This is a genomic window from Streptomyces agglomeratus (assembly GCF_001746415.1).
Lineage (GTDB): Bacteria > Actinomycetota > Actinomycetes > Streptomycetales > Streptomycetaceae > Streptomyces > Streptomyces agglomeratus.
In genome coordinates this window covers 6,917,020-6,939,880 of record NZ_MEHJ01000001.1, presented here as the reverse complement: position 1 = coordinate 6,939,880, position 22,861 = coordinate 6,917,020, and the positions used below count along the sequence as shown (strand labels likewise).

At 71.4% G+C, this 22,861-nt stretch carries 18 protein-coding genes and 1 pseudogene; 11 read left to right on the top strand and 8 right to left on the bottom strand.

Going from position 1 to position 22,861, the window contains the following annotated elements; all coding sequences use genetic code 11:
* Positions 1 to 12 precede the first annotated feature (12 nt).
* Genes AS594_RS30325 through AS594_RS30305 form a run of 5 tightly spaced genes read left to right on the top strand, consistent with a single transcriptional unit; the run spans position 13 to position 6,105 of the window.
* Complete coding sequence (locus tag AS594_RS30325; protein ID WP_069935541.1) at positions 13 to 1,020, top strand: hypothetical protein; 1,008 nt, start codon at positions 13 to 15, stop codon at positions 1,018 to 1,020.
* Complete coding sequence (gene chvE, locus AS594_RS30320) at positions 1,017 to 2,123, top strand: multiple monosaccharide ABC transporter substrate-binding protein (protein ID WP_069935540.1); 1,107 nt, start codon at positions 1,017 to 1,019, stop codon at positions 2,121 to 2,123. The genes AS594_RS30325 and chvE overlap by 4 nt, the downstream gene beginning before the upstream one ends.
* A 35-nt stretch (positions 2,124 to 2,158) precedes the next feature.
* Entirely contained in the window at positions 2,159 to 3,679 is a 1,521-nt protein-coding gene (mmsA, locus tag AS594_RS30315) for a multiple monosaccharide ABC transporter ATP-binding protein (RefSeq protein WP_069936000.1), read from the top strand.
* 5 nt (positions 3,680 to 3,684) lie between these two features.
* A complete protein-coding gene (gene mmsB, locus AS594_RS30310; RefSeq protein WP_069935539.1) occupies positions 3,685 to 4,923 on the top strand; it encodes a multiple monosaccharide ABC transporter permease in 1,239 nt (412 codons plus the stop codon).
* A gap of 21 nt (positions 4,924 to 4,944) precedes the next feature.
* Entirely contained in the window at positions 4,945 to 6,105 is a 1,161-nt protein-coding gene (locus tag AS594_RS30305) for an aldose epimerase family protein (RefSeq protein WP_069935538.1), read from the top strand.
* Between the two features lie 68 nt (positions 6,106 to 6,173).
* Here the strand turns inward: AS594_RS30305 and AS594_RS30300 are convergent, their stop codons facing one another.
* The 5 genes from AS594_RS30300 to AS594_RS30280 form a co-directional block, all read right to left on the bottom strand.
* A complete protein-coding gene (locus AS594_RS30300) occupies positions 6,174 to 8,765 on the bottom strand; it encodes an alpha-L-arabinofuranosidase C-terminal domain-containing protein (RefSeq protein ID WP_079148766.1) in 2,592 nt (863 codons plus the stop codon).
* A 118-nt stretch (positions 8,766 to 8,883) separates the two neighbouring features.
* Positions 8,884 to 9,282: a hypothetical protein gene (locus tag AS594_RS30295; protein WP_240509108.1), complete on the bottom strand. Its 399-nt coding sequence runs from the start codon at positions 9,280 to 9,282 to the stop codon at positions 8,884 to 8,886.
* A 166-nt stretch (positions 9,283 to 9,448) separates the two neighbouring features.
* Positions 9,449 to 10,519, bottom strand: a complete 1,071-nt coding sequence (locus AS594_RS30290) for a hypothetical protein (protein WP_069935537.1) — start codon at positions 10,517 to 10,519, stop codon at positions 9,449 to 9,451.
* Positions 10,520 to 10,562: 43 nt separating this feature from the next.
* The gene (locus AS594_RS30285) at positions 10,563 to 12,440 is read right to left on the bottom strand and encodes a neutral/alkaline non-lysosomal ceramidase N-terminal domain-containing protein (RefSeq protein ID WP_069935536.1); all 1,878 of its coding nucleotides are present in this window, start codon (positions 12,438 to 12,440) and stop codon (positions 10,563 to 10,565) included.
* Positions 12,440 to 13,261: a class II aldolase/adducin family protein gene (locus AS594_RS30280; protein WP_069935535.1), complete on the bottom strand. Its 822-nt coding sequence runs from the start codon at positions 13,259 to 13,261 to the stop codon at positions 12,440 to 12,442. Before AS594_RS30280 ends, AS594_RS30285 begins: the two co-directional genes overlap by 1 nt.
* Positions 13,262 to 13,387: 126 nt before the next feature.
* Between AS594_RS30280 and AS594_RS30275 the strand changes: the two genes are divergently transcribed.
* From AS594_RS30275 to AS594_RS30250, 6 genes and pseudogenes are all read left to right on the top strand, one after another.
* Positions 13,388 to 14,005, top strand: coding sequence for a TetR/AcrR family transcriptional regulator (locus AS594_RS30275; RefSeq protein ID WP_069929987.1), 618 nt, complete (start codon positions 13,388 to 13,390; stop codon positions 14,003 to 14,005).
* Positions 14,006 to 14,124: 119 nt separating this feature from the next.
* Positions 14,125 to 15,077: pseudogene (locus AS594_RS30270) on the top strand (IS481 family transposase).
* A gap of 201 nt (positions 15,078 to 15,278) precedes the next feature.
* The gene (locus tag AS594_RS30265; protein ID WP_069935534.1) at positions 15,279 to 16,364 is read left to right on the top strand and encodes a WD40/YVTN/BNR-like repeat-containing protein; all 1,086 of its coding nucleotides are present in this window, start codon (positions 15,279 to 15,281) and stop codon (positions 16,362 to 16,364) included.
* 34 nt (positions 16,365 to 16,398) lie between these two features.
* Positions 16,399 to 17,076 (top strand): uracil-DNA glycosylase, encoded by a 678-nt coding sequence (locus AS594_RS30260; RefSeq protein ID WP_069930882.1) that lies wholly within the window; start codon positions 16,399 to 16,401, stop codon positions 17,074 to 17,076.
* A complete protein-coding gene (locus AS594_RS30255) occupies positions 17,061 to 18,098 on the top strand; it encodes an N-acetylglucosamine kinase (protein ID WP_069935533.1) in 1,038 nt (345 codons plus the stop codon). Before AS594_RS30260 ends, AS594_RS30255 begins: the two co-directional genes overlap by 16 nt.
* 95 nt (positions 18,099 to 18,193) lie before the next feature.
* On the top strand, positions 18,194 to 19,117 hold the full coding sequence (locus tag AS594_RS30250; RefSeq protein WP_079144329.1) for a sirohydrochlorin chelatase: 924 nt from the start codon (positions 18,194 to 18,196) through the stop codon (positions 19,115 to 19,117).
* A 188-nt stretch (positions 19,118 to 19,305) separates the two neighbouring features.
* Here AS594_RS30250 and AS594_RS30245 read toward each other — a convergent pair whose 3' ends face one another.
* The 3 genes from AS594_RS30245 to AS594_RS30235 form a co-directional block, all read right to left on the bottom strand.
* Entirely contained in the window at positions 19,306 to 20,343 is a 1,038-nt protein-coding gene (locus AS594_RS30245; protein WP_069935532.1) for a lactonase family protein, read from the bottom strand.
* 222 nt (positions 20,344 to 20,565) lie between these two features.
* Entirely contained in the window at positions 20,566 to 22,122 is a 1,557-nt protein-coding gene (locus AS594_RS30240; RefSeq protein ID WP_069935531.1) for an FUSC family protein, read from the bottom strand.
* 244 nt (positions 22,123 to 22,366) lie between these two features.
* Complete coding sequence (locus AS594_RS30235) at positions 22,367 to 22,852, bottom strand: gas vesicle protein K (protein ID WP_069935997.1); 486 nt, start codon at positions 22,850 to 22,852, stop codon at positions 22,367 to 22,369.
* Positions 22,853 to 22,861 lie beyond the last annotated feature (9 nt).

The window sequence follows — 22,861 nt, the reverse complement described above, 5'->3', positions numbered from 1 at the left end:
CCTAGGAGCCCCGTGACAGCCCCGTCCCCGTCAGCCCCCCGCCGCCCCGGCGCCGACGCCCTGGCCCGCATCGGGCATACGGCCCCCGACGACAACCCCGCCGACGCCTCCCCGCACTCCTTCCCCGACGGCGGCACCTGGCGCACCGAGATCCCTTCCGTCGAAGGCCCCGAGGCGCTCGCTGTCGTACTCAAGGAGAGCGCGCGCCTCGACGTACCGGTCCACCGCATCAGCCAGGGCAGCGGCGTCTGGATGCTCAGCGACGCCGACATCACCGAAATGGTGGAGTCCTGCGCCGAACGGGACATCGAACTGTGCCTGTTCACCGGCCCGCGCGGCACCTGGGACATCGGCGCCTCCACCCGCAGCGACTCGGGCGGAGCCGGACTGCGGGCGCGCGGGCACGACGCGCTCGCCGGATGCGTCGAGGACGCCCTGCGGGCCACCGCGCTCGGGGTGAAGTGCCTGCTCGTCGCCGACGAGGGGGTGCTGTGGACGCTGCACCGGCTGCGCGCCGACGGGCTGCTGCCCGCCGACACCACGCTCAAGGTGTCCGCGCTCATCGGCCCGGTCAACCCGGCTTCGTACGCCGTCTACGAGCGGCTCGGCGCCGACTCCGTCAACATCCCCTCCGACCTCAACCTCGCCCACTTCACCGAGATCCGCCGGGCCAGCCGTGCCCCCATGGACCTCTACGTGGAGGCCCCCGACGACCTCGGCGGCTACATCCGCATGTACGAGACGGCGGAGCTGATCCGGCGCGGCGCGCCCCTCTACCTCAAGTTCGGACTGTCCCGGTCCCCCGGCATCTATCCCTACGGCGCCCAGTTGCGCGACACCGCCCTGGCCGGCGCCCGTGAACGCGTACGGCGCGGACGCCTCGTACTCGACCTGCTCGCCCGGCACGGCGCCGCCGGCGGAATGTCGCCGCTCGGCTCCCGCCTCCCCGGCCCGCTCCGCCGCTTCCCCGCCACCGACACCACTCCCACCACCACCCCGCGAAGGACTGATCCGTCATGACGCGACGCATATCCAGGGCCGCCACCGCCCTCACCACCACCGTGCTCGCCCTCTCCCTCGCCGCCTGCGGCCAGAACGCCGAGGGTGGCAGCAAGGAGAAGAAGTCGGCGGGGGGCGGCACCATCGGCATCGCGATGCCGACGAAGTCCTCGGAACGGTGGATCGCCGACGGCGACAACATGGTCGAGCAGTTCGAGAAGCTCGGCTACAAGACGGACCTCCAGTACGGCGAGGACGACGTCGACCAGCAGGTCTCGCAGATCGAGAACATGATCACCAAGGGCGTGGACGTGCTGGTGGTCGCGGCCATCGACGGCCGCGCGCTGGGCGACGTACTCCGCCAGGCGGCCGACCAGGGCGTCAAGGTGATCAGTTACGACCGCCTCATCCTCGGCACCCCGAACGTCGACTACTACGCCTCCTTCGACAACGAGAAGGTCGGCGTCCTCCAGGCCACGTACATCATCGACAAGCTCGGGCTCAAGGACGGCGGCAAGAAGGGGCCGTTCCACGTGGAGCTGTTCGCCGGCTCGCCCGACGACAACAACACGGGCTACTTCTTCCAGGGCGCCTGGAAGACCCTCAAGCCGTACATCGACAGCAAGCAGATCGTCGTACGGAGCGGCCAGACCAAGCTCGACCAGGTCACGACGCTGCGCTGGGACGGCGGCACGGCGCAGAAGCGCATGGACGACCTCCTGACCAAGGCGTACGGCTCCGAGGAGGTGGACGCCGTCCTCTCCCCGTACGACGGCATCTCCATCGGCATCCTGTCCGCGCTCAAGTCGGACGGCTACGGTACGGCGGCCAAGCCGTACCCCGTGGTCACCGGTCAGGACGCCGAGGTGGCCTCGGTGAAGTCGATCATCGCGGGGCAGCAGACGCAGACCGTCTACAAGGACACCCGGGCGCTCGCCAAGCAGGCCGTGCAGATGGCCGACGCCGTACTGAACGACAAGAAGCCCGAGGTCAACGACACCAAGACGTACGACAACGAGAAGAAGGTCGTGCCGGCCTTCCTGCTCGACCCCGTCAGCGTCGACAAGAGCAACTACCGCTCCGTCCTGGTCGATTCCGGATACATCAAGGCGAGCGACCTGTGACGGCGGGACCGACACCGGCGCCGCCCGTCCTGGAGATGCGCTCGATCGTCAAGACGTTCCCCGGCGTCAAGGCGCTCTCCGACGTGACGCTGACCGTGGCGCGCGGCGAGGTGCACGCCGTGTGCGGGGAGAACGGCGCGGGCAAGTCCACGCTGATGAAGGTCCTGAGCGGCGTCCATCCGCACGGGAGTTACGAGGGGGACATCCTCTTCGACGGCGAGCACTGCGCGTTCAAGGACATCCGGGCCAGCGAGGCGCACGGCATCGTGATCATCCATCAGGAGCTGGCCCTGGTCCCGTACCTCTCCCTCGCCGAGAACATCTTCCTCGGCAACGAGCACGCCCGGCGCGGGATCATCAGCTGGAACGAGACCCTCAAGCACGCGGCGGCGCTGCTCAAGCGGGTGGGGCTGCGCGAGCATCCGCAGACGCGGGTGGCGGACATCGGGGTGGGCAAGCAGCAGCTCGTTGAGATCGCGAAGGCTCTCTCCAAGGAGGTGAAGCTGCTGATCCTCGACGAGCCGACGGCCGCGCTCAACGACGAGGATTCGGCTCAGCTCCTCCAGCTCATCCTGGAGCTGAAGGAACAGGGCATCACCTCGATCATCATCTCGCACAAGCTCAACGAGATCGCCGAGGTCGCCGACTCCGTCACGATCATCCGCGACGGCCGCACGATCGAGACCCTGGACGTCGGGGCGGCGGAGACCACCGAGGAGCGGATTATCCGGGGCATGGTCGGCCGCGACCTCGACCACCGCTTCCCCGAAAGGACGCCGTACGAGGGGAACCCCAAGGCGCACCCCGCCCTCGAAGTCCGCGACTGGACCGTGCACCACCCCATCGACCAGCAGCGCAAGGTGGTCGACGGGGTGTCCGTCCACGTCGGGCGGGGCGAGATCGTCGGTATCGCGGGCCTGATGGGAGCGGGGCGCACGGAGCTCGCGATGAGCGTCTTCGGGCGGTCGTACGGCCGCAACATCAGCGGCACGGTCCTCAAGGACGGCAAGGAGATCCGCACGAAGACCGTCCCGGAGGCGGTCGCGCACGGCATCGCGTACGTCACCGAGGACCGCAAGCACTACGGCCTCAACCTCATCGACACCATCGGCCGCAACATCACCCTCAGCGCCCTGCCGAAGGTGGCCAGGCGCGGCATCGTCGACGAGCACGAGGAGACCCGGGTCGCGGAGTCGTTCCGGCGCAGCATGAACATCAAGGCGCCGACGGTCTTCGAGCAGGTCGGCCGGCTGTCCGGCGGCAACCAGCAGAAGGTCGTCCTCAGCAAGTGGATCTTCGCCGGTCCCGATGTGCTGATCCTCGACGAGCCGACGCGCGGGATCGACGTCGGCGCGAAGTTCGAGATCTACAGCGTGATCGACCGCCTCGCCGCCGAAGGCAAGGCCGTCGTCTTCATCTCCTCCGAACTGCCCGAACTGCTCGGCATGTGCGACCGCGTCTACACGATGTCCGCCGGCCGGCTGACCGCCGAGATCGCGCGCGCGGACGCGACCCAGGAAGTACTGATGCGCCACATGACCATGGACAAGAGGTAAGAGAGATGGGCAGCCCGGTCACCACCGAGAAGCCGGGGCGGCAAGCCGCTCCGCCCGGACCGCGCGGTTCCGCGGTCAGCACGCTGCTGCTGGAAACCATGCGCCGCAACATGCGCCAGTACGGCATGCTCATCGCGCTCACACTGATCGTCGTGCTCTTCGCGATCTGGACCGACGGCGTACTCCTCCAGCCGAACAACGTCACCAACCTGGTCCTCCAGAACAGCTACATCCTGGTCCTCGGCATCGGCATGATGATCGTCATCATCTCGGGCCACATCGACCTGTCGGTCGGTTCGCTGGCGGCGTTCGTCTCCGCCGCGTGCGCGGTGATGATGGTCGAGCACGACGTGCCGTGGGTGCTCGCCACCGTCATCGCGCTGGTCATCGGGGCGGCCGCCGGCGCCTGGCAGGGTTTCTGGATCGCGTACGTCGGCATCCCGTCGTTCATCGTCACGCTGGCGGGCATGCTGCTCTTCCGGGGCGGTACGCAGATCTTCCTCGGCTCGCGCTCCATCGGCCCGTTCCCCGAGGGCTTCCAGAAGATCTCCACGGGGTACCTCCCGTCCCTCGGCCCGGACACCAACTACCACAACCTCACTCTGCTGCTGGGGCTGGGCCTGCTGGTCTTCGCGCTGGCGCAGGAGGTGCGCGACCGGCGCAGGCAGCTGAGTTACGAGCTCGACGTGCTGCCGAGGTCGCTCTTCCTCACCAAGTGCGTGGCGATGGCGGCGGCCGTTCTCGCCTTCACACTGACGCTGGCCAGCTACCGGGGCGTACCCGTGGTGCTCCTGCTGCTCGCGGCGCTGCTCATCGGCTTCGGCTTCGTGATGCGCAACGCGGTCGTCGGGCGCCACGTGTACGCGCTCGGCGGGAACCAGGCGGCGGCGAAGCTGTCGGGGGTCAAGGACAAGCGCGTCACCTTCCTGGTGTTCGTGAACATGGGCGTGCTCGCCGCCCTGGCCGGGGTCGTGTACGCGGCCCGGCTGAACGCGGGTGTGCCGCAGGCCGGTGTGAACTTCGAACTGGAGGCGATCGCGGCGGCGTTCATCGGCGGCGCGTCGATGAGCGGCGGCGTCGGCACGGTCTTCGGCGCCATCATCGGCGGCCTGGTGCTGGGCGTACTCAACAACGGCATGTCGCTCGTCGGCATCGGCACGGACTACCAGCAGGTCATCAAGGGTCTGGTGCTGCTGGCGGCGGTCGGGTTCGACGTGTGGAACAAGCGCAAGGTCGGTTCGTAACTCTCCGAAAAGGACAGACACATGAACACGAGCAGACGCACGGTACTGGCGGGCGCGGCAGCGGCGGGCGTGGCGGCCACCGCGGGCCTCGCCGGGACGGGCACGGCGTACGCCGCCACGGGCAAGTCGCCTTCGCGGGAGCTGTTCGGCCGGCTGGCCGACGGCACGAAGGTGTACCGCTGGACCGTCGCCAACGGCGGCACCCGGATGAAGGTCCTCTCGTACGGCGGAATCGTCCAGTCCCTGGAGATCCCGGACCGCAGCGGCAGGGCGGCGAACGTCTCACTGGGCTTCGACAACCTCGACGACTACGTCGCGGGGTCGCCGTACTTCGGCGCGCTGATCGGGCGCTACGGAAACCGCATCGCCAAGGGCCGCTTCACGCTCGACGGGCGCACGTACGAGCTTCCCGTGAACGACGGCCCGAACAGCCTGCACGGCGGCGACAAGGGCTTCGACAAGCAGGTGTGGGACGTGGAGCCCTTCAGCCGGGGATCGGACCGGGGGCTGGTGCTCAGGCGGATCAGTCCGGACGGCGAGATGGGCTACCCGGGAACGCTCAAGGTGAAGGTCACGTACACGCTCACGGCGCGCGGCGACTGGCGGATCGACTACGAGGCCACCACGGACCGCGGCACGGTCGCCAACCTCACCAGTCACACCTACTTCAACCTCGCGGGCGAGGGCAGCGGCTCCGTCGACGGGCACACGCTGGAGATGGCCGCCGCCCGCTACACCCCGGTCGACGCCACGCTCATACCCACCGGCGAGCTGGCGCGCGTCACGGGAACGCCCTTCGACTTCCGGCGGGCGAAGACGATCGGCGGGCAGGCCCGGACGCCGCACCAGCAGGTGCTGTACGGGAAGGGGCTCGACCACAACTGGGTGCTGGACAAGGGTCTTACGACCGTTCCCGGGTACGCTCTGACGCTCGCCGATCCCGCGTCGGGACGGGTGATGAAGATGTACACGACCGAACCGGGCATGCAGTTCTACAGCGGCAACTTCCTCGACGGCACGCTCGCGGGAACGTCGGGACGGCTGTACCGCCAGGGCGACGGGCTGTGCCTGGAGTCGCAGCACTTCCCGGACTCGCCCAACCAGCCGTCGTTCCCCTCGACGGTGCTGCGCCCGGGAACGACGTACCGCTCCACCACGGTGCACACGTTCTCCGCTCGCTGACGCGACACGTGACCGAAGCCCCCTGCCGGCCGAGCGGCAGGGGGCTTCGTCCGTGCTGGGTCCCGTTGTCAGTGCGTCTTGACGCGCATGAAAGTGACGGAGTGGGCGGGGAAGGTGTACGTGAAGGTGTTGTCCACCCCCTCGAAGGTGGAAGCGCGGGGCCTGATCGGCTGCTCCGTGGGTGTGTTGACGGCGTCGGGCGCGCCCTGGAGCGTCGTCAGCCACGCCTTGGAGGACGCGATGCGGGTGTGCTGTCCGAGGTCGATCCGCGTCCGGGCCGGGGCGTCCTGGGCGTTGACGACCTTGACGACGAGTTCACCCTTCGCCTTGTCGCGGGTGACCACCTGGCGGAAGGGCTCGGCGGTCTTGTCGTCGGTGAAGCTGCCCCACTCCTGACCGTCGAGGAAGAGTGTGACCTGCCGGCCGCGTACCCGGACCTCGACGTCGTACGTACGGCCGGTCTCGATCGTCGTACCGCGCTCCATCAGGGTCTGCTTGGCGCCGCCTACGGCCTTCTCGACGACGGAACGGGTGTTGTTCCAGCCGCCGAGGTTCCACCAGTAGTAGTTGCCGGTGTCCTTGACGCCGAAGGCGATCAGGAAACCCTCCTTGCCGGACTGCTTGGTGGCCCTGAGCTTCAGGTCGTAGTCGTGCCAGGCCGCGTCACCGGCCGTGACGAGCGTGTTCTCGGCCGCCGCGTCGGACTGTGCGTACGCGCCGTCCCTGACGGACCAGGAGCCGGTGCCCGCCGCCCTGGTCCAGCGGCTGTCGTCACCGGAGAAGTCGTCGGCGAAGAGCTTCGCGCCGTCCGCCGAGGTGACGCTCACGTCGTCGTACGCCGCCGCGGTCGCCCAGGTGGAGAGGCCGACGGCGCCGGTGATCGGCCCGCTGACGGCGGGGGTCCCCGACGCCCGGCTCGGTACGACCTCGTCCCCCACGTTGGTCATGAAGAGCTTCTGCGTCTCGTAGCTGGCGCTGCCCCACGAGGTGGTGTTGTCGAACCAGATCATGTTGGGCCGCCACTGCGCGTCGTTGGTGTCGGCGAGGAGCGGGGCGTACGAGGCGAGCTTGACGACGTCCGCGTTGCGTTCGAGCCCGGTCATGTAGGCGGCTTCCGCGAGGGCGTTGGAGAAGCGGTTGTCGAGGGACGCGTACTCGCCGAGGAAGACCTTGGGGCCCTGGCGGTCGTAGGCGTCGTAACGCTCGTTGTTCTCCAGGAACCACTGGGGGCTGTTGTAGTAGTGCTCGTCGACCATGGCCACCTTGGCGTCGCGGTTCAGCTGCCAGGCGCGGTCGAAGGTCGTTCCGCTGTCGTCGGGGCCGGAGTTGCTGATGACGGTGATGTCCGGGTATCTGGCCTCGATGGCCTTGCGGAACTCGGTGAAGCGCTCGAAGAACTGGTCCGGGAGGTTCTCCTCGTTGCCGACTTCGAGGTGGGTGAGTCCGAAGGGCCTGGGGTGGCCCATCCGCGCCCGCGTCCTGCCCCAGGGGGACGTTACGGGGCCGTTGGCGAACTCGATGAGGTCGAGCGTGTCCTGGATGTGGCGGCGCAGCAGCTCCGGGTCGTCGGTCGCCTTGTTCTGGCCGCAGCCGGTGACGAGGGCGGGGACGACGGGCAGGGCCATGGCGCCGATGTCCTCGGCGTACTGGAAGTACTCGTAGTAGCCGAGTCCGTACGTCTGGTTGTAGCCCCAGAAGTTGGCGTTCACCGGGCGCTGCTCGACCGGGCCGACGGTGTCCTTCCACTGGTACGAGCGCTTGCGCTCGAAGTCCGGTGCCTCGTACGCCTCGTGGCTGCCGGTGTTGACCAGGCATCCGCCGGGGAAGCGCAGAAAGCCGGGCTCGAGGGCGGCGATCTTCTCGGCCAGGTCCTTGCGCAGGCCGTTCGGCCGGCCCTTGTAGGTGTCGCGGGGGGAGAGCGAGACCATGTCGAGCCGTACGGTGCCGCTGCCGCCGGCGGTGACGGCGAGGCGGCCGGCGCCGCTGGTGGTGCCGGCAGTGAGCGTTCCCGTGTACTTCGTCCAGCGGTCGCCGCGCGCGGTGACGCGCAGGGGTTTGGCCAGCGCGGTGGTTCCGTCGCGCAGTTCGATGCCGAGCGGTGTGCCTCCCGGCCGGTCGGTGCGCGCCCAGACCGAGAAGTCGTACTTCTCTCCCGCGCGGACCGCGATTCCGGCGTTGTAGCCGGAGTTCGCGACGCCGAAGCGGCCGCTGTCGCCGTCGGCGCCGCCGTCGAGGTCCACCCGCAGATAGCGGCGGTTGCGCTCGTTCAGCCGCCCGCTGTCATCCACGACGCGCGCCGTGCCGGTCGCTCCGCCGCTCGCCGTCTCCTTCCAGGCGGTCAGCGGGGTGTACGCCCGGTTGTCGGCGGGGTCGTACTCGAAGGAACGATTCTGCACGAGCTCGGCGTACAGCCCGCCGTCGGCCGCGTGATTGATGTCCTCGTAGAACACGCCGTACATCGAGTCGTCTATCGCGGGCCCCGCGCCGGCCGGGTCGACGCCGATCGAGTAGTCGACGGCCTGCGCCTGCGCCTGCGCCGGGCTCTCGGTGGGCGCCACGACGAGTGCCGCTGTCAGGGCGGCGAGGGCGGCCGAGGCGACGGCGAGGCGACCCGCGGACTTCCGTCCGGGCTTCGCCTTGGGCTTTCTCTGACTGCGCATATGGGCTCCTGGCATTCGTTCGAAATATCGGACATTGACCACAATCCCGAACGAGAACATAGGCAGGCGCCCATGGCAGGTCAACTCCCCTGCACCACAAGGATTTTCCGGCGGTGGATTACGCGCGTCGCCGCAGGGCGATCTCCGCGTCCGCCGCGTAGGTCTGGTTCCACTGGCGCCCGGCATCCGACGTCCAGGTGACGTGGACGGTGGCGCCGTCGGCCCGCACCCGCTCCACGGTGATCGTCCGCTCGCCGGTCCGCACGTCCCCGCGGCGCAGTTCAGCCGCCCTGACGGTCGGGTACGTGTCCTTGACCTGCGCCTCGACCGCGTCGGCCGCCCGTACCAGCGCCGCCGCCAGCTCCCGCGCCTGCGCGGGCGTGGCGACCAGGGCGACGTACCCGGTACCCCGCGCGCCGATGTGGACCTGCCCGGCCTTCGCGTTCCCCGCCGGTCCGGTGTCGACCTCGACCAGGGCCGCCGGGTCGTAGGGGGTGTGCATGCGGATGTCGGGCACGGTTCTTCTCCTCAGGCGTGCGCGCCCACCGTGATGGTGCCGGTGGACGCCTCGGGAACAGCCTCCATGATCTCCCCGGCCGTCATCCGTACCGTCCGTTTCCCGGCTCCCGGCGGGTGTCCGGCTCCCGGCAGGTGTTCTGCCGGGAGCCGGGAAGCCGTGCGTCCTACCAGTCGCCGTCCGCCACCGGCTTCCCCGGCGCGTCGCCGAGCGGCTTCACCTGGTGGGGCGACGGCTGCTGCCACGGCGTGTGGTCGTCGCCCAGCCATTCACCGACCGGCTTCACACCGCTCAGGGTTTCCTTGGGCGCCAGGTCCTCGGCGTCGGCGTCGTAGTAGTCGAACCAGGGCAGGCCCGCCCGGGTGTACGCGGCCCGGTCCACGGGGGACGGCGGAGGCTCCTCCCCGGTGATGCGCCGCCACTCGGGTGGGGTCACCAGGTGGACGAAGACCCGGCCCGACGGTTCGGAGGCCCAGTCGGATGCGGGACGGTCGTCCCTGTAGACCTCCTGGCGCATGGAGCCGCCGACACCCAGTCCCATCGCCGCCGCGGCCCGTGGTGCGGGCGCGCTCCCCCGGCCTGCTCCGGGGGCGGACATCATGGCCGGGGCAGCCGGCGCCCCCGGGGCGGGTGCGCCGTACGCCGCCGCGGGCGCCGCCGGTGGCGGCATCGCGGCCCTTCGCTCGGCCGCCCGCCGCTGCTCCTCGCGCCAGGCCGCCAGCGGGCCGTCGGCGAGCGTCCAGGACTGGAGTTGCAGTCCGCCCCACTTCTCCTCGCCGGTGACCTGGCCCTCCACGGTCGCACCCGCCCCCAGCGGCACGGCGACGAACTGGCGCACCGTACCCGTACCGGAGTTGATGCCGTCGAGCCACGGCTGGCGCGGCAGGACGAGGTAGTTCTGCGGGCCGCGGGACAGCCGGCTGTTCCACGGCTTCCCCGACACCGCGCACACCTTCCCCACGCCCACCTGGAGTGCGCCCGGTTCCACGGTCCCGGCGAAGCTCAGCCACATCGCTTCGCGCAGGTACACGGGCAGCATCACGCCGCCCTTGTCGAGCCACTCCTGGGGCACCGTGGCCGCGTAGTCCTCCACCCTGCGCAGCGGGAAGTTGCCCAGGCCCGGCGGAAGGGCGTGCGTCCCCTTCTCGGGCAGGCGCAGCGTACGTACGAAACGCACCCGCACACCGCCCGGCAGCAGCAGGCTGTCCCCGTCGATCCGTACCGCACCGTTGGTCACCGGCGCACTCCCCTCGTTTCGGTACCGCTGATCGCTCCCGTTGTTATAAACGATCGCCGCGTGCGGTCCGGTTCCACTCGAAGGGCTCGGTCGTTCCCGTGAACGGTCCGGTGGCCGTGTCACCGAAGTAGCGGATCCGGTAGAGACCTGACGGCGTGTCGTCGGGAACGTGCCAGGAGACCGTCACGGTGGACGCGCGGGCGGCCTCCGCTTCCGCCGCCCAGTGGAACGTCGTCGACCAGTGGGTGTCGTCGGCGATCCTCGTCCATTCGGCGCCTTCCCTCCGTTCCACGGCCAGGTAGGTACCGCCCCTGCGCAGGTCGTTGCCGGGATGCGCGCCGACGAAGCGGGCCGTGATCCGGTTGTCCGTACGGGCGAGCGACAGGACGTCACCGAAGTCGCGTCCGGGGTGCGGCGCGTCGCTCCCGCGCCGCCGGTACCTCCGGCGCGGCGGCCGTATGCGTTCCCGCGTGCCTGTGGCGACGGGCGTCCCGTCACGCATGGCTCGCGCGAGGCCGGCCGCCGTCTGGCAGAGGGCAGGCAGTTCCCAGCGGCCGAAGAGCGTGCTGCCGCCCTCGTACTCCTGGGCGTCGTACTCCTCGGGCGTCGTCACGTAGTGCGCGTACGCGTTGCTGTAGCCCGCGACGAGTACGTTCCTGGGATCGGCTCCGGTGATCGCGGCGACGGTACGCCGCAGCCGCAGCCCCGCCACGATCGTGATCTCGGCGGGAAGGCCGATCAGGTACAGCGGGCCGATGCGCAGCAGCTGGACGGGAAGCCGTTCCTGGACCATCGGGCGTACGCGGTTGACCGGCCCCGCGGGCAGACAGAGGCCCTTGGGTGCCTGGGCGTCACGCAGACGGGGTGCGAGCGGGTAGACGAGCCGGTTCGACAGGGTGTCCCAGAGCGGGTTGCGGCCCGGCCTGAAGCCCCGGAAGCCCGGCCCGTCGGCCCAGGCGCCCGCGAAGGCCGCCGCGCCCGCCACGGGGCCCGAGGTGCGGTGCGTACGTCCGTCGCCGGTGAATTCGGGCCGTACGGTCATGCGGGACAGGTTCACGTGCGTGAGGCGGGCGTCCAGGACGCCGGGGATCTCGTCGCCGTGCAGGGCGGCTGCCGCCTCGTACTGGCGGGTGCCGATGATGCGGGTGTTCTCGAACTCGTCCTCGGTGGGGCCGCTGCCGGGCGCGAGGTTGAGGTTCGGTGACATGTCGCCGGCGTTCGTCTGCGCGAAGGCCGCTGTGACGCCCGGGTTCGCGGCCTCCCAGTGGGAGGCGGCGTAACCCTTGTTGTCGGCGCTGATGAGCGTGTTCGTGTTGGTCATGCTGGTGTTGTGCGTGGCGAACCAATTGACCGTTCCCGTGAGCCGTCCGTTTCGCTCGATGCGCAGCAGTGTGGTCTGCGGATCTATCGCGTCCGGGAAGTGCGCCCGGTCCCCTGCCGGGTTGCGGTCGAAGGCGCGCTTCGACCGGTTGACGCTCGCCTTCAGGAGCTGCCCGTGGGCCAGCCGGAGCACAGCGGGAGCGAGGTCGGCGTGCGCCGCTTCGGCCGCTTCCACGACGCCGTCGACGATGGCTTCGTACGTACGCTCTCGGAAGCCACCCGTGTTGCTGTTGTAGAGCGCGTGGTGGAAGTAGCCGCCGGGCCCGCAGTGGGTGTGCGTAGCGGTGATCATGACCTGCGACTCGGTGTAGCCGTCGGGCAGCCGCGCGAGCACTTCCTGTACGACTCCCGCCGACATCAGCGGCAGTTCGCACACCACGAGCAGCAGCCGCCGGTCGCCGTCCGCGAAGGCGAACGCCCGCGCGTGCAGCCTGGTGTGGATCCCGGACGTCCGCTGGCCGGCCTTGCCGTAGCCGAGCATCCCGCATTCGGCGGCCTCCCCCGTAATGTCGGCGGTGCCGCATCCGGCGAGGAGGCCCATCAGCCGAAGAGGTCGGGGTCGGAGGCGGTGATCTGGTCCCACAGCGGCTGCGCCTGGAACCAGCCCGCGAAGTGACCGCCCACCTGGGAGCGCGTGTGCAGCGCGGTGTCCCGGTCGATGAGCCTGGGCGTACCGGCCGCCATCGCCAACAGCTGGGCCTGGCACGACCGTTCCATGGTGATGAACCACCAGACCGCCTCGGCGACGGACCGGCCGACCGTCAGGAGGCCGTGGTTCTGGAGGATGACGGCCTTGTACGGGCCGAGGGCGGCGCCGATGCGCCTGCCCTCCTCGGCGTCGCTGACAACGCCCTGGTAGTCGCTGTAGAGGCCGTGGTCCTCGAAGAAGGCGCAGGCGTCCTGGGTTATCGGGTCGAGGGGTATGCCGAGGCTGGAGAACGCCTTGCCGTGCAGCGAGTGGGAGTGTGCGGCGGCCAGTGCGTCGGGGCGTGCCTTGTGCACCTCCGAGTGGATGACGAACGCGGCCCGGTTCACGGGACGGTTGCCGTGCAGGAGTTTCCCCTCGTGGTCGACGAGGATCAGGTCGGACGCCCGGATCTGGCTGAAGCTCATGCCGAAGGGATTGACCCAGAACGCGCCGGGCTGCTCCGGGTCGCGGACGGTGATGTGGCCCGCTACGCCCTCGGAGAAGCCGAACTTGCCGAAGAGCCTGAATCCGGCGGCCAGTTGTTCCTTGCGGTAGCGCCGTTCCTCCTCGGCCGAACCGAAGGAGGGCGGCGTCGGGAGCGACACCCCTTCGGGCACGGGTCCGACGGCTGCCTCGATGACCTGGGACATGGTGGGGGGCGTCGCTCCGGGCATGGTGTGCCTCCTCGTCCATCGGATACATTCGCGTATCCGATACGGGTCGGGATGCTTTCCGAGGCCGTACGCGCTGTCAAGGGTCCGGGCCCCGAGGGTCCGGAATGTGCGGAAGTGAGGTGGCCGATGCCGAAGGGACCGACCAAGCGGCGGCCGCAGACGCTGGCACGGCTGCTGGACGCCGCGCGGGAGGTGTTCGCGGAGGCGGGCTTCCAGGGCGCCGGGATCGAGGACATCTGCCGGCGGGCCGGCTACACGCGGGGCGCCTTCTACTCCAACTTCCGTACTAAGGACGAGCTGTTCTTCGCGCTCTTCGACGCGCACGCCGACCGTGAGCTCGGGCGCATCGCCCGGACGGCGGCGGAGATCGGCGACGACGACCTGACCGTCGGCCGGATCGCCGAGGTCCTGGCGTACGTCGATCCGGACGAGCGCACCTGGTTCCTGGTGACCACAGAGTTCACCCTGTACGCCGTCCGCGACCCGCGGGCGGCGCGGATGCTCGCCGATCACGACGCCCGGCTGCGCGCGGAGGCGGTCCGCCTGCTGCGCGACCTGTTCGAGCGGGCCGGGCTGCGGCCCACCGTCGACCTCGACGAGCTGGTGCGGGTGGTGATCGCCATGCGGGAGGGGGCGCTCGGCCAGAGTTACGTCGAACCAGAGCGGCTCATGCCGGGCGCGCTCGCCCGCCGGTTCCTGCCGCTCCTGCTGGCGGCCGCGACGACCGCGGCGGACGCCGGCTAGCTGTTCTGCCCCGGGAGGTTGTGGACGGGTGAGCCAGGTCTCGGCTGAGGGATCTTGAATGGGTGAGGGCCTTCCGGTTCGGTGTGGATTGCGACGTCTACACCTACAGAAAGGCCCTCGTGCCCCACCGTAATGCACCCCTGACCGAGACCGGACGGCTGCGTCTTGCCCGTTGCGTGGTCGAGGACGGCTGGCCCCTGCGCCGGGCCGCCGAACGCTTCCAGGTCTCACCGACCACGGCCCAGCGCTGGGCCGACCGCTACCGCACACACGGCGAGGCCGGCATGAGGGATCTGTCCTCCCGCCCGCACACGAGCCCGCGCCGCACCCCGACCCGCACCGAACGGCGGATCATCAAGGTCCGCATCCTGCGCCGCTGGGGACCGGCCCGCATCGCAGGCCTGCTGCACCTGGTGCCCTCGACCGTGCACCGCGTCCTGACCCGCTACGGCCTGGCCCGCCTCACCCACCTGGACCGGGCCACCGGCCGCGTCATACGCCGCTACGAACGCGAGCGGCCCGGCGAACTCGTCCACGTCGACATCAAGAAACTCGGCAACATCCCCAACGGCGGCGGCCACAAGGTTCTCGGCAGACAAGAAGGCCGCAGCAAACGGCGCGGGGCCGGCTACAGCTATATCCACACGGCCGTCGACGACCACTCCCGCCTGGCCTACAGCGAGATCCTCACCGACGAGAGGAAGGAGACCGCCACAGCCTTCTGGACCCGTGCCCACGCGTTCTTCACCCAAGCCGGAATCACCGTGGAGCGGGTCCTGACCGACAACGGCTCCTGCTACCGCTCACGAGACTGGCGCAACGTCCTCGCCGAGGCCGGGATCACCCACAAGCGCACCCGCCCCTACCGGCCCCAGACGAACGGCAAGGTCGAACGCCTGAACCGGACCCTGCTCGACGAATGGGCCTACGCCCGCCCCTACCGCTCCGAGCAGGAACGACGCGACGTCTTCCCCGAGTGGCTGCACACCTACAATCACCACCGCGGACACACCGCGCTGAAGGGCCAACCCCCGCCAGCCGCGTCCCCAACCTCACAGGGCAATACAGCTAGCCCCCTCGGCGCCGGACGGCGAAGGCCCCCGGCCCGGACGCCCGCCGCGGTTCTCGGCCGTGCGGCAATGCGGGGGCGCGCCCCGCACACGACCCCGGCATGCCGTCCGACCTGCGGCAACACCCGGCCCGAGGGCCGCTGTCAGTGGTCGGGTGCACACTGGCCCGTATCTGAGACAACGGCGTCCTGGAGGTGTCGGCGATGACCGACGTACTGCTCACCGTAGGTACACGAAAAGGGCTTTTCATCGGCCGCAGGCGCGGCGGCGAGTGGCAGATCGACGGCCCCCACTTCACCGCGCAGGCGGTGTACTCGGTCGCCATCGACACGCGCGGCGCGGTGCCCAGGCTGCTCGTCGGCGGGGACAGCCTGCACTGGGGTCCGTCGGTCTTCCACTCCGACGACCTGGGAGCGACCTGGGTCGAGCCCAAGCAGCCCGCCGTGAAGTTCCCCGACTACTCGGACACGTCGCTGGAGCGGGTCTGGCAGCTGCGTCCCGCCGGGGCCGAGGCGCCCGGCGTGGTGTACGCGGGGACGGAGCCGGCGGCGCTGTTCCGGTCGGAGGACCGCGGCGAGTCCTTCGAGCTCGTACGGCCGCTGTGGGAGCATCCGACGCGCTCGCGGTGGGTGCCCGGCGGTGGCGGCGAGGGGCTGCACACGATCATCACCGATCCACGGGACGCCGGGGCGGTGACGGTCGCGGTGTCCACCGCCGGGGTGTTCCGCTCGCTGGACGGCGGGGCGAGCTGGTCGCCCTCCAACAAGGGCGTGTCGGCGGTCTTCCTGCCCGATCCGAACCCCGAGTTCGGCCAGTGCGTGCACAAGATCGCCCAGGACGCGGCGGACCCCGACCGGCTGTACCTCCAGAACCACTGGGGCGTGTTCCGCAGCGACGACGCCGGGGCCAACTGGGCCGACATCGGGGCGGGGCTGCCCTCGACGTTCGGTTTCGCCGCCGCCGCGCATCCGCACCGCGCGGACACGGCGTACGTCTTCCCCATCACCGCGGACTCCGACCGGGTGCCCGCCGGCAACAAGTGCCGGGTCTACCGCACCGCGGACGCGGGCGGGAGCTGGGAGCCACTGTCCGCCGGACTGCCCCCCGAGCCGCACTACGGAACGGTGCTGCGCGACGCGCTCTGCACGGACGACGCCGACCCGGCGGGGGTGTACTTCGGCAATCGCAACGGCGAGTTGTTCGCGAGCGCGGACGACGGCGACAGCTGGCGGATGCTCGCCTCTCACCTGCCCGACGTGCTGTGCGTACGGGCGGCGGTGATCGGTTGATCGGGGTGGCCGGGCCGCCAGTAGAGTGACGCCCGTGGCAGCAAGACCGTTGAAAGAGATCGTCGAGCCCGGCTGGGCGGACGCTCTGGAACCCGTGGCCGAACGGGTCGCCGCTATGGGCGACTTCCTGCGCGCGGAGATCGCCGCCGGGCGTACCTACCTGCCTGCGGGTGCGAACGTACTGCGCGCATTCCAGCAGCCGTTCGACGAGGTGCGGGTCCTGATCGTCGGCCAGGACCCGTATCCCACGCCGGGCCACGCCGTGGGGCTCAGCTTCTCCGTGGCGCCCGAGGTGCGGCCGCTGCCCGGGAGCCTGGAGAACATCTACCGGGAGATGCACACCGACCTCGGAGCGCCCCGGCCGTCCAACGGGGACCTGACGCCGTGGACCCGGCAGGGAGTGCTGCTGCTCAACAGGGCGCTCACCACGGCTCCCCGCAAACCGGCCGCGCACCGGGGCAAGGGGTGGGAGGAAGTGACCGAGCAGGCGATCCGGGCGCTCGTCGCGCGCGGAAAACCGATGGTGTCGGTGTTGTGGGGGCGTGACGCCCGCAACCTGCGTCCGCTGCTCGGCGACGTTCCGGCCATCGAGTCGGCCCACCCGTCACCGATGTCGGCGGACCGCGGTTTCTTCGGTTCGCGGCCGTTCAGCCGCACCAATGAACTGCTGGTCCGCCAGGGCGCGCAGCCGGTGGACTGGCGACTGCCGTGACGCCCTGGGTGCTCGGGGTCGACTCCGGCGGGTCGGGGCTGCGGGTGGCGCTCGCGGACGTCTCGGACGCCGGCCTCGGCGGCGGCGCCGGGCGCACGGAGTCCGCCGCGTCCCGTAAGCCCGTGCGTACCGGTCCCGCCGGAATCGACGCGGCGCACCTGCTGGAGCAACTGCTGCCCATGGCACGGGCGCTGCTCGACCGCGCCGCACAACGGGACGGCGGAGCCCCGGCCCCCGTGACGATCGGAGCCGCCGCGATCGGAGCCGCCGGCATGGCGACCCTCGGTGACGATCTGCGCGCCCGGCTGCCGGGGGCGCTGGCGAGTGCTTTGGGCGTACGTCGTCTGGCGCTGGCCGCCGACGGCGTCACGGCGTACGCGGGGGCGCTCGGTACGCGGCCGGGAGCGGTGGTGGCCGCCGGCACCGGGATGATCGCGCTCGGTACGGACCTGACCCACTGGCGCCGGGCCGACGGCTGGGGGCATCTGCTCGGCGACTGCGGCGGCGGTGCCTGGATCGGCCGCGCCGGACTCGAAGCGGCGATGCGCGCCCACGACGGGAGGCCCGGCGGCTCCCCCGCGCTGCTGGCCCGTGCGGAGGCGGTGTTCGGTCCCGCGCCCGAGCTGCCCGGGATGCTCTACCCGCGCGCCGACCGCCCCGCCGTGCTCGCCTCGTTCGCGCCGGAAGTCGCCGCCTGCGCGACGTCCGGCGCCGCCGACCCCGTGGCGGCCGGCATCCTGCGGGAGGCCGCCGGGCACATCGCCGATGCCGCCGCCGCCGTCTGCCCGGCGGCCGGGGAGTGCGAGTTCGCCCTCACCGGCGGCCTGTTCAAGATGGGCGACCCGTTGCTCGTACCCCTGCGGGCCGCACTCGCGCGGCGGCTACCGCACGCGCGCGGCGTTCCGGCGGCGGGAGATCCGCTGGCCGGAGCCGTGCGCGTCGCCGCGTCGCTCGTCACGAACGGTCCGCGGCTGCCCGCGGAAGGGCGCCTGTTGCACGTACTGACAGAGCAGGGCAGTTGAACTCATAGCGACTCACGGGATAAATGCGGACAGACACCGCTGCAACGCCCCCTCCCCGAACAGCCGAGCACACAAACCCAGTAGCATGCGGCGCCATGAGCTCCCCCACTGGGCCCGCATCCGGCCTGCCTGTACGAATGCCGCGACCACGACAGTCCGGACGGCACCGCCGGCCGGAACCCGTGGTGGCGCCCGAGGGCGCGCCCGCGCTTGTCCTCGCCGTCCCCGGCACCCCGGGCAGCGCGTCGCGCAGCCTGGCCGAGGAAGTCGTCAGTATCGCCCGTTCCGAGCTGCCCGGCCTCGACGCCAGGATCGGCTACCTCGACGGCGACAACGACGAGTACCCCACGCTGGAGAACGTTCTGGCGCACACCGCCTCCGAGCGCACCGCCCGCTACGAGCAGGCGCTCGCCGCGGGCCGTGAGGCCGCCGAGCCGCAGGGTCCGGCCGCCGTCGTGGTGCCGCTGCTCGCCGGCCCGGAGAACGCCCTGATGCGCCGGATACGGCAGGCCGTCATGGACAGCCGCGCCGCGGTCGAGCTGACCGACGTCCTCGGCCCCCACCCGCTGCTCGCGGAGGCGCTGCACGTGCGCCTGTCCGAGGCCGGGCTGTCGCGCGCCGACCGTGCCAGGCTGTTCACGGTGGCCACCGCGGCCGACGGCATCATCCTGGCCACCGTGGGCGGCGACGAGGCCGTGCAGGCCGCCGGTATCACCGGCATGCTGCTGGCCGCGCGTCTCGCCGTACCGGTGATAGCGGCAGCGCTCGACGAGGAGGGTTCGGTCGGCGCCGTCGCGGAGCAGCTGCGCGGTTCCGGCTCGACGCAGCTCGCCCTGGCGCCGTACGTGATCGGCCCGGAGGTGCCCGACAGCCTCCTGGACGCGGCCGTCAAGGAGGCGGACTGCGCGACCGCCGAGCCGCTGGGCGCCTACCCGGCGATCGGCAAGCTCGCCCTGTCGCACTACACGACGGCGCTGGGCATCGCCCCGCAGCAGGCCCAGGGCATGCCGGCCCACTGAGTGGCGCCCACCCGGCCGCACGGCGACCGCGGCGGGCGGACGCACGGCCGCGTGGCCGCACGGCTGGTTGCGCGAGCGCCCCGAGGGCCCGCACCGAGGGAAACCGGTGCGGGCCCTCGGGGCGTTCCCGTGTCCGCTCCCGCCTCCGGCCGGCTCCCGTCAGCCCGCTCCCGTTCAGCCGCCAGCCGTCAGCCGAAGACGACGCAGGACGCGGCGGGCGCCTCGATGGAGCCCGCCCGACGCGGTATGCCCGTCTCCTGGTCGATGTCGAACCAGGTGACATCACCGGAGCGTTCATTGGCGGCGTAGAGCCTGCGCCCCGAGGGGTCCAGGGTCAGGTCGCGCGGCCAGTGACCGCCGCACTCCACCGCCGCCACGAATTCCGCCTCCTCGCCGCCCGCGCCGAGCGCGAGGACGGCGACGCTGTCGTGCCCGCGGCCGGCGACCCACAGGAAGCGTCCGTCGTGGGACACGACGGCCTCGGACGGGTACGTCGTCCCCTCCGTGCCCGGCGCCACGACGGGGGCCTCACCGAGCGGCACGAGTACGCCGGACTCTGCGTCCCAGCGGCAAACGGTGACGATCGGCTCCAGCTCGCAAACGACGTAGGCGTGACCGCCGCCGGGGTGGAAGGCGAGGTGGCGCGGTCCGGTGCCCGGCCGGAGCGCGGTCTCGGTGTGCACCCGCAGCGTTCCGGTGGGCGCGGCGAGAGCGCACACCCGTACGGAGTCGGTGCCGAGGTCGACGCTGAGCACCCAGCGTCCCGTGGGGTCGGGCAGCACCTGGTGCGCGTGCGGTCCCGCCTGACGGTCCTGGTCGGGGCCGTTGCCGCGGTGGTGCAGTACACCGGTGGCGGCCTCCAGGGCGCCGTCCGTCCCGACGGGAAGCACGGTGACGCTCCCGGAGCCGTAGTTGGCGGTGACCAGGTAGCCGTCCGAGAGCGCGAGGTGGGTGGGGGAGGCGCCACCCACCGGGACCGGCTCGCCGGCAGGGAACGGGGCGCCTGCGCCGGACACGTCGAAGGCGGCGGCCGCCCCGTCCTCGGTCTCGCTCACGGCGTACAGAAACGTTCCTCCGGGGGCGAGCGCGAGGAACGACGGGTCGGCGACGGCGTCGGTGGAACCGAGCACCGTCAGCGCGCCCGTCTCCGGGTCGACCTCGGCGGCGGTGACACCGCGGCCTCCCGCCGAGGTGAACGACCCGATGAAGGCGCGCGCGGGCCGCACGGACCCACCTGCACCTGGCCGCTCGGACCCACCGGACCCACCGGCCCTCCGGGATCCGCCGGACCGCCCAGCCCGGCCGGCCTCGTTGCTGCTGCTCACGTGGAGCCCCTTTCCGCCATGTGATCGCGTACAGCCGCAAGAGCTGTGACAGCTTTGATCACATTCTGCCGGGCGGACGCCGGCGGGAGGTCCGGACCGCTGTGCCCGGCTGCGTCTGCCGGGTCAGGAGCCGACCAGCGGGGAACCGGGAGAGCTGTGCAGGGGCGCCGCCAGTTCGGTGAGTACCTTCTCCAGGCCGTGGAGGTGGTTCAGCGCGGCCTCGGCGCCGGGGTGGTGCGCCGGGCCCGGCGTGGCGTCGGTAGGGACGGTGTGCGGCGCGGCGGACGGCCGACCCTGGGGCGCGGGCGAGCCGGCCGGCTCGCCACCCGGTGACACCAGGGCCTGAACCGCGGCCTCCACGCGCCAGCAGGCCGCGGCGAGCCGTGCGTCGTGCGACGCCTGCGGGTCGGCCGCTACCGAGGCGAGCCCGCGCACCTCCCGGGCGCAGTCGTCCAGCAGGGCCAGGACCTGGCGGGCGCGGGCCTTGCGGGCGCGCAGCGGGTTGAGGGGGTGCACGAGGGGGGCCAGGGAGAGCCGCGCCCTGCCGATCACCACCTCCAGCTGGGCGGCGAGCGGCGCGGGGTCGGCGTCCGGGTCCCCGGCCAGCCGACGCGCGGCCGTGGTGGTGCAGCCGTGCACGCTGTGCACGGCCCGCTCGATCCAGGCGTGCGTCGCCGCGTGCGTCGTGATGGGCAGTACGAAGGTCACGGCCAGCGCCGCGCCCAGGGCGCCGACACCGGTTTCCGCGAGCCGCAGGGCGAGCAGGCCCGGTTCCAGCGCACCCAGCAGCCCGTACAGCAGCGACACCATCAGGGTGACCGCCAGCATCATCCAGCTGTACGAGACCGGGGCGGTGTAGAAGATCCCGAAGACGCACACCGCCACCAGGGCGGCCGTGGGGGCCACCGCGCCGTGCAGCGGGAGGGCGAGGAGAAGCCCGGCGCCGATGCCGACGACGGTGCCCAGGACGCGGCGGAAGCCGCGGAGCAGGGTTTCCCCGCGCGAGGAGGTGTTGACGAAGATCCACCAGGCGGCGCCGACGGCCCAGTACCAGCGCCCCTCGGAGAGGATCTGTCCCACGACGAGCGCGAACGCGCCGGCGACGGCGACCTGGACCGCCTGGCGGGTGGTGGCTCGCGCCAGGCCCGACCCGCCGGGGAGCGCGGGGGCGGGGTGCGGCGGGATCCACCGCTCGTAGCACCACAGGCCGAAGCGGACCGCCGAGGAGGCGATCAGCGCGAGGGTGACGGCGGTGTACAGGCCGGGCAACTGCTCGGGGACCGTGCGCAGGAACTGCGCGACGAAGAACGTCATGAAGGCGAACACGCCCAGGGCGTGGCCCCGGGGGCCCCAGCGCCGGGCGTACACGCCGAGCCCGGCGACGGCGAGGAACGCCACGTCGCGCAGCAGCGGGGTGTCGTGGAGACCGGCCGCGAGGGCGAGCACGGGAAAGCCGACGGCGGGCAGCAGGGCGGTGCTGACCGCCTGGGCGCGGACCGTCGTGTCGGTGACCGTGAACAGGGCGAGGAGCGCGGCGAGACCGCCGGTGATGACAGCGGGCAGTGTGTGACCACTGAGGCCGCAGACGGCCACCGCCAGACCGACGCCGAGGACCGCCCTGGTGGCGCTGCGCAGCCGCAGCCGACCTGGGTCCGGCACCACGAACATCCTCTTCAGCACTGCTTTCCGCCCCGCATTCGTTCCGGCATGAAAAAGGCGCCACGGAAGTCCGCGGCGCCATCGACCTCCCCATCAGAACATCTGATGCCCGCATGGCTCAAGTCGGGCCCGAACCACTGGACCATTGGCCCAAGAGGACGCGGAGATCACCGCGCGATACGGGCCAACGGACCACAGGGCGGACGGAGGGGCGGCCGGGGGCAGCCGGGGGCGAACGGAGGGGCAGCAGGCGCGGCCCGCCGCCTCAGCGCCCGTCCGGCGGAGGAACGGGCGGATCGAGCGGCGGGTCCGGGGGCGGATCGAGGGGCGGGTCCGCGGGCGGCAGGAGCGTGCCGAGGGGGCCGAGGTCCAGGTTGAGGTCCTGCATGGTCAGGCCGTAGCGGGAGCAGAGGTCGTTCATACGGTCGTGCAGGAGCATCAGGGTCAGCCCGAGGCGCTCCTCCTCGTCCTCGGTGAGATCGCCCGCGTCCACGCGGTGCATGGCCTGCCGTTCCATCAGCTGGCGCAGGAGTTCGACGAGTGTCAGGACCAGCTTCATCAGGTCGCGTTCCACAGTGTCGGGGTCCGTGTTGATACGCGCGCCCCGGTGGGCGGTCCTGTCCCGGCCCGGCCGGGGCAGATCCTGCGGGGCGGCGGGGATCAGCCGGAAAGCGCGGCCGGCCGCGTCGGCCACTTCGCCGTAGCGGCGCTGGGGGGCCTGTGCGTCCGGCCCGTACGGCTCAGCCGGCAACCCCGGCCC

Coding starts and splice junctions, on each gene's coding strand:
- AS594_RS30275 (WP_069929987.1), top strand. CDS start 13,388: ATGCCGAAGGGACCGACCAAGCGGCGGCCGCAGACGCTGGCACGGCTG.
- chvE (WP_069935540.1), top strand. CDS start 1,017: ATGACGCGACGCATATCCAGGGCCGCCACCGCCCTCACCACCACCGTG.
- mmsA (WP_069936000.1), top strand. CDS start 2,159: ATGCGCTCGATCGTCAAGACGTTCCCCGGCGTCAAGGCGCTCTCCGAC.
- AS594_RS30250 (WP_079144329.1), top strand. CDS start 18,194: ATGAGCTCCCCCACTGGGCCCGCATCCGGCCTGCCTGTACGAATGCCG.
- mmsB (WP_069935539.1), top strand. CDS start 3,685: ATGGGCAGCCCGGTCACCACCGAGAAGCCGGGGCGGCAAGCCGCTCCG.
- AS594_RS30300 (WP_079148766.1), bottom strand. CDS start 8,765: ATGCGCAGTCAGAGAAAGCCCAAGGCGAAGCCCGGACGGAAGTCCGCG.
- AS594_RS30285 (WP_069935536.1), bottom strand. CDS start 12,440: ATGGGCCTCCTCGCCGGATGCGGCACCGCCGACATTACGGGGGAGGCC.
- AS594_RS30305 (WP_069935538.1), top strand. CDS start 4,945: ATGAACACGAGCAGACGCACGGTACTGGCGGGCGCGGCAGCGGCGGGC.
- AS594_RS30265 (WP_069935534.1), top strand. CDS start 15,279: ATGACCGACGTACTGCTCACCGTAGGTACACGAAAAGGGCTTTTCATC.
- AS594_RS30280 (WP_069935535.1), bottom strand. CDS start 13,261: ATGCCCGGAGCGACGCCCCCCACCATGTCCCAGGTCATCGAGGCAGCC.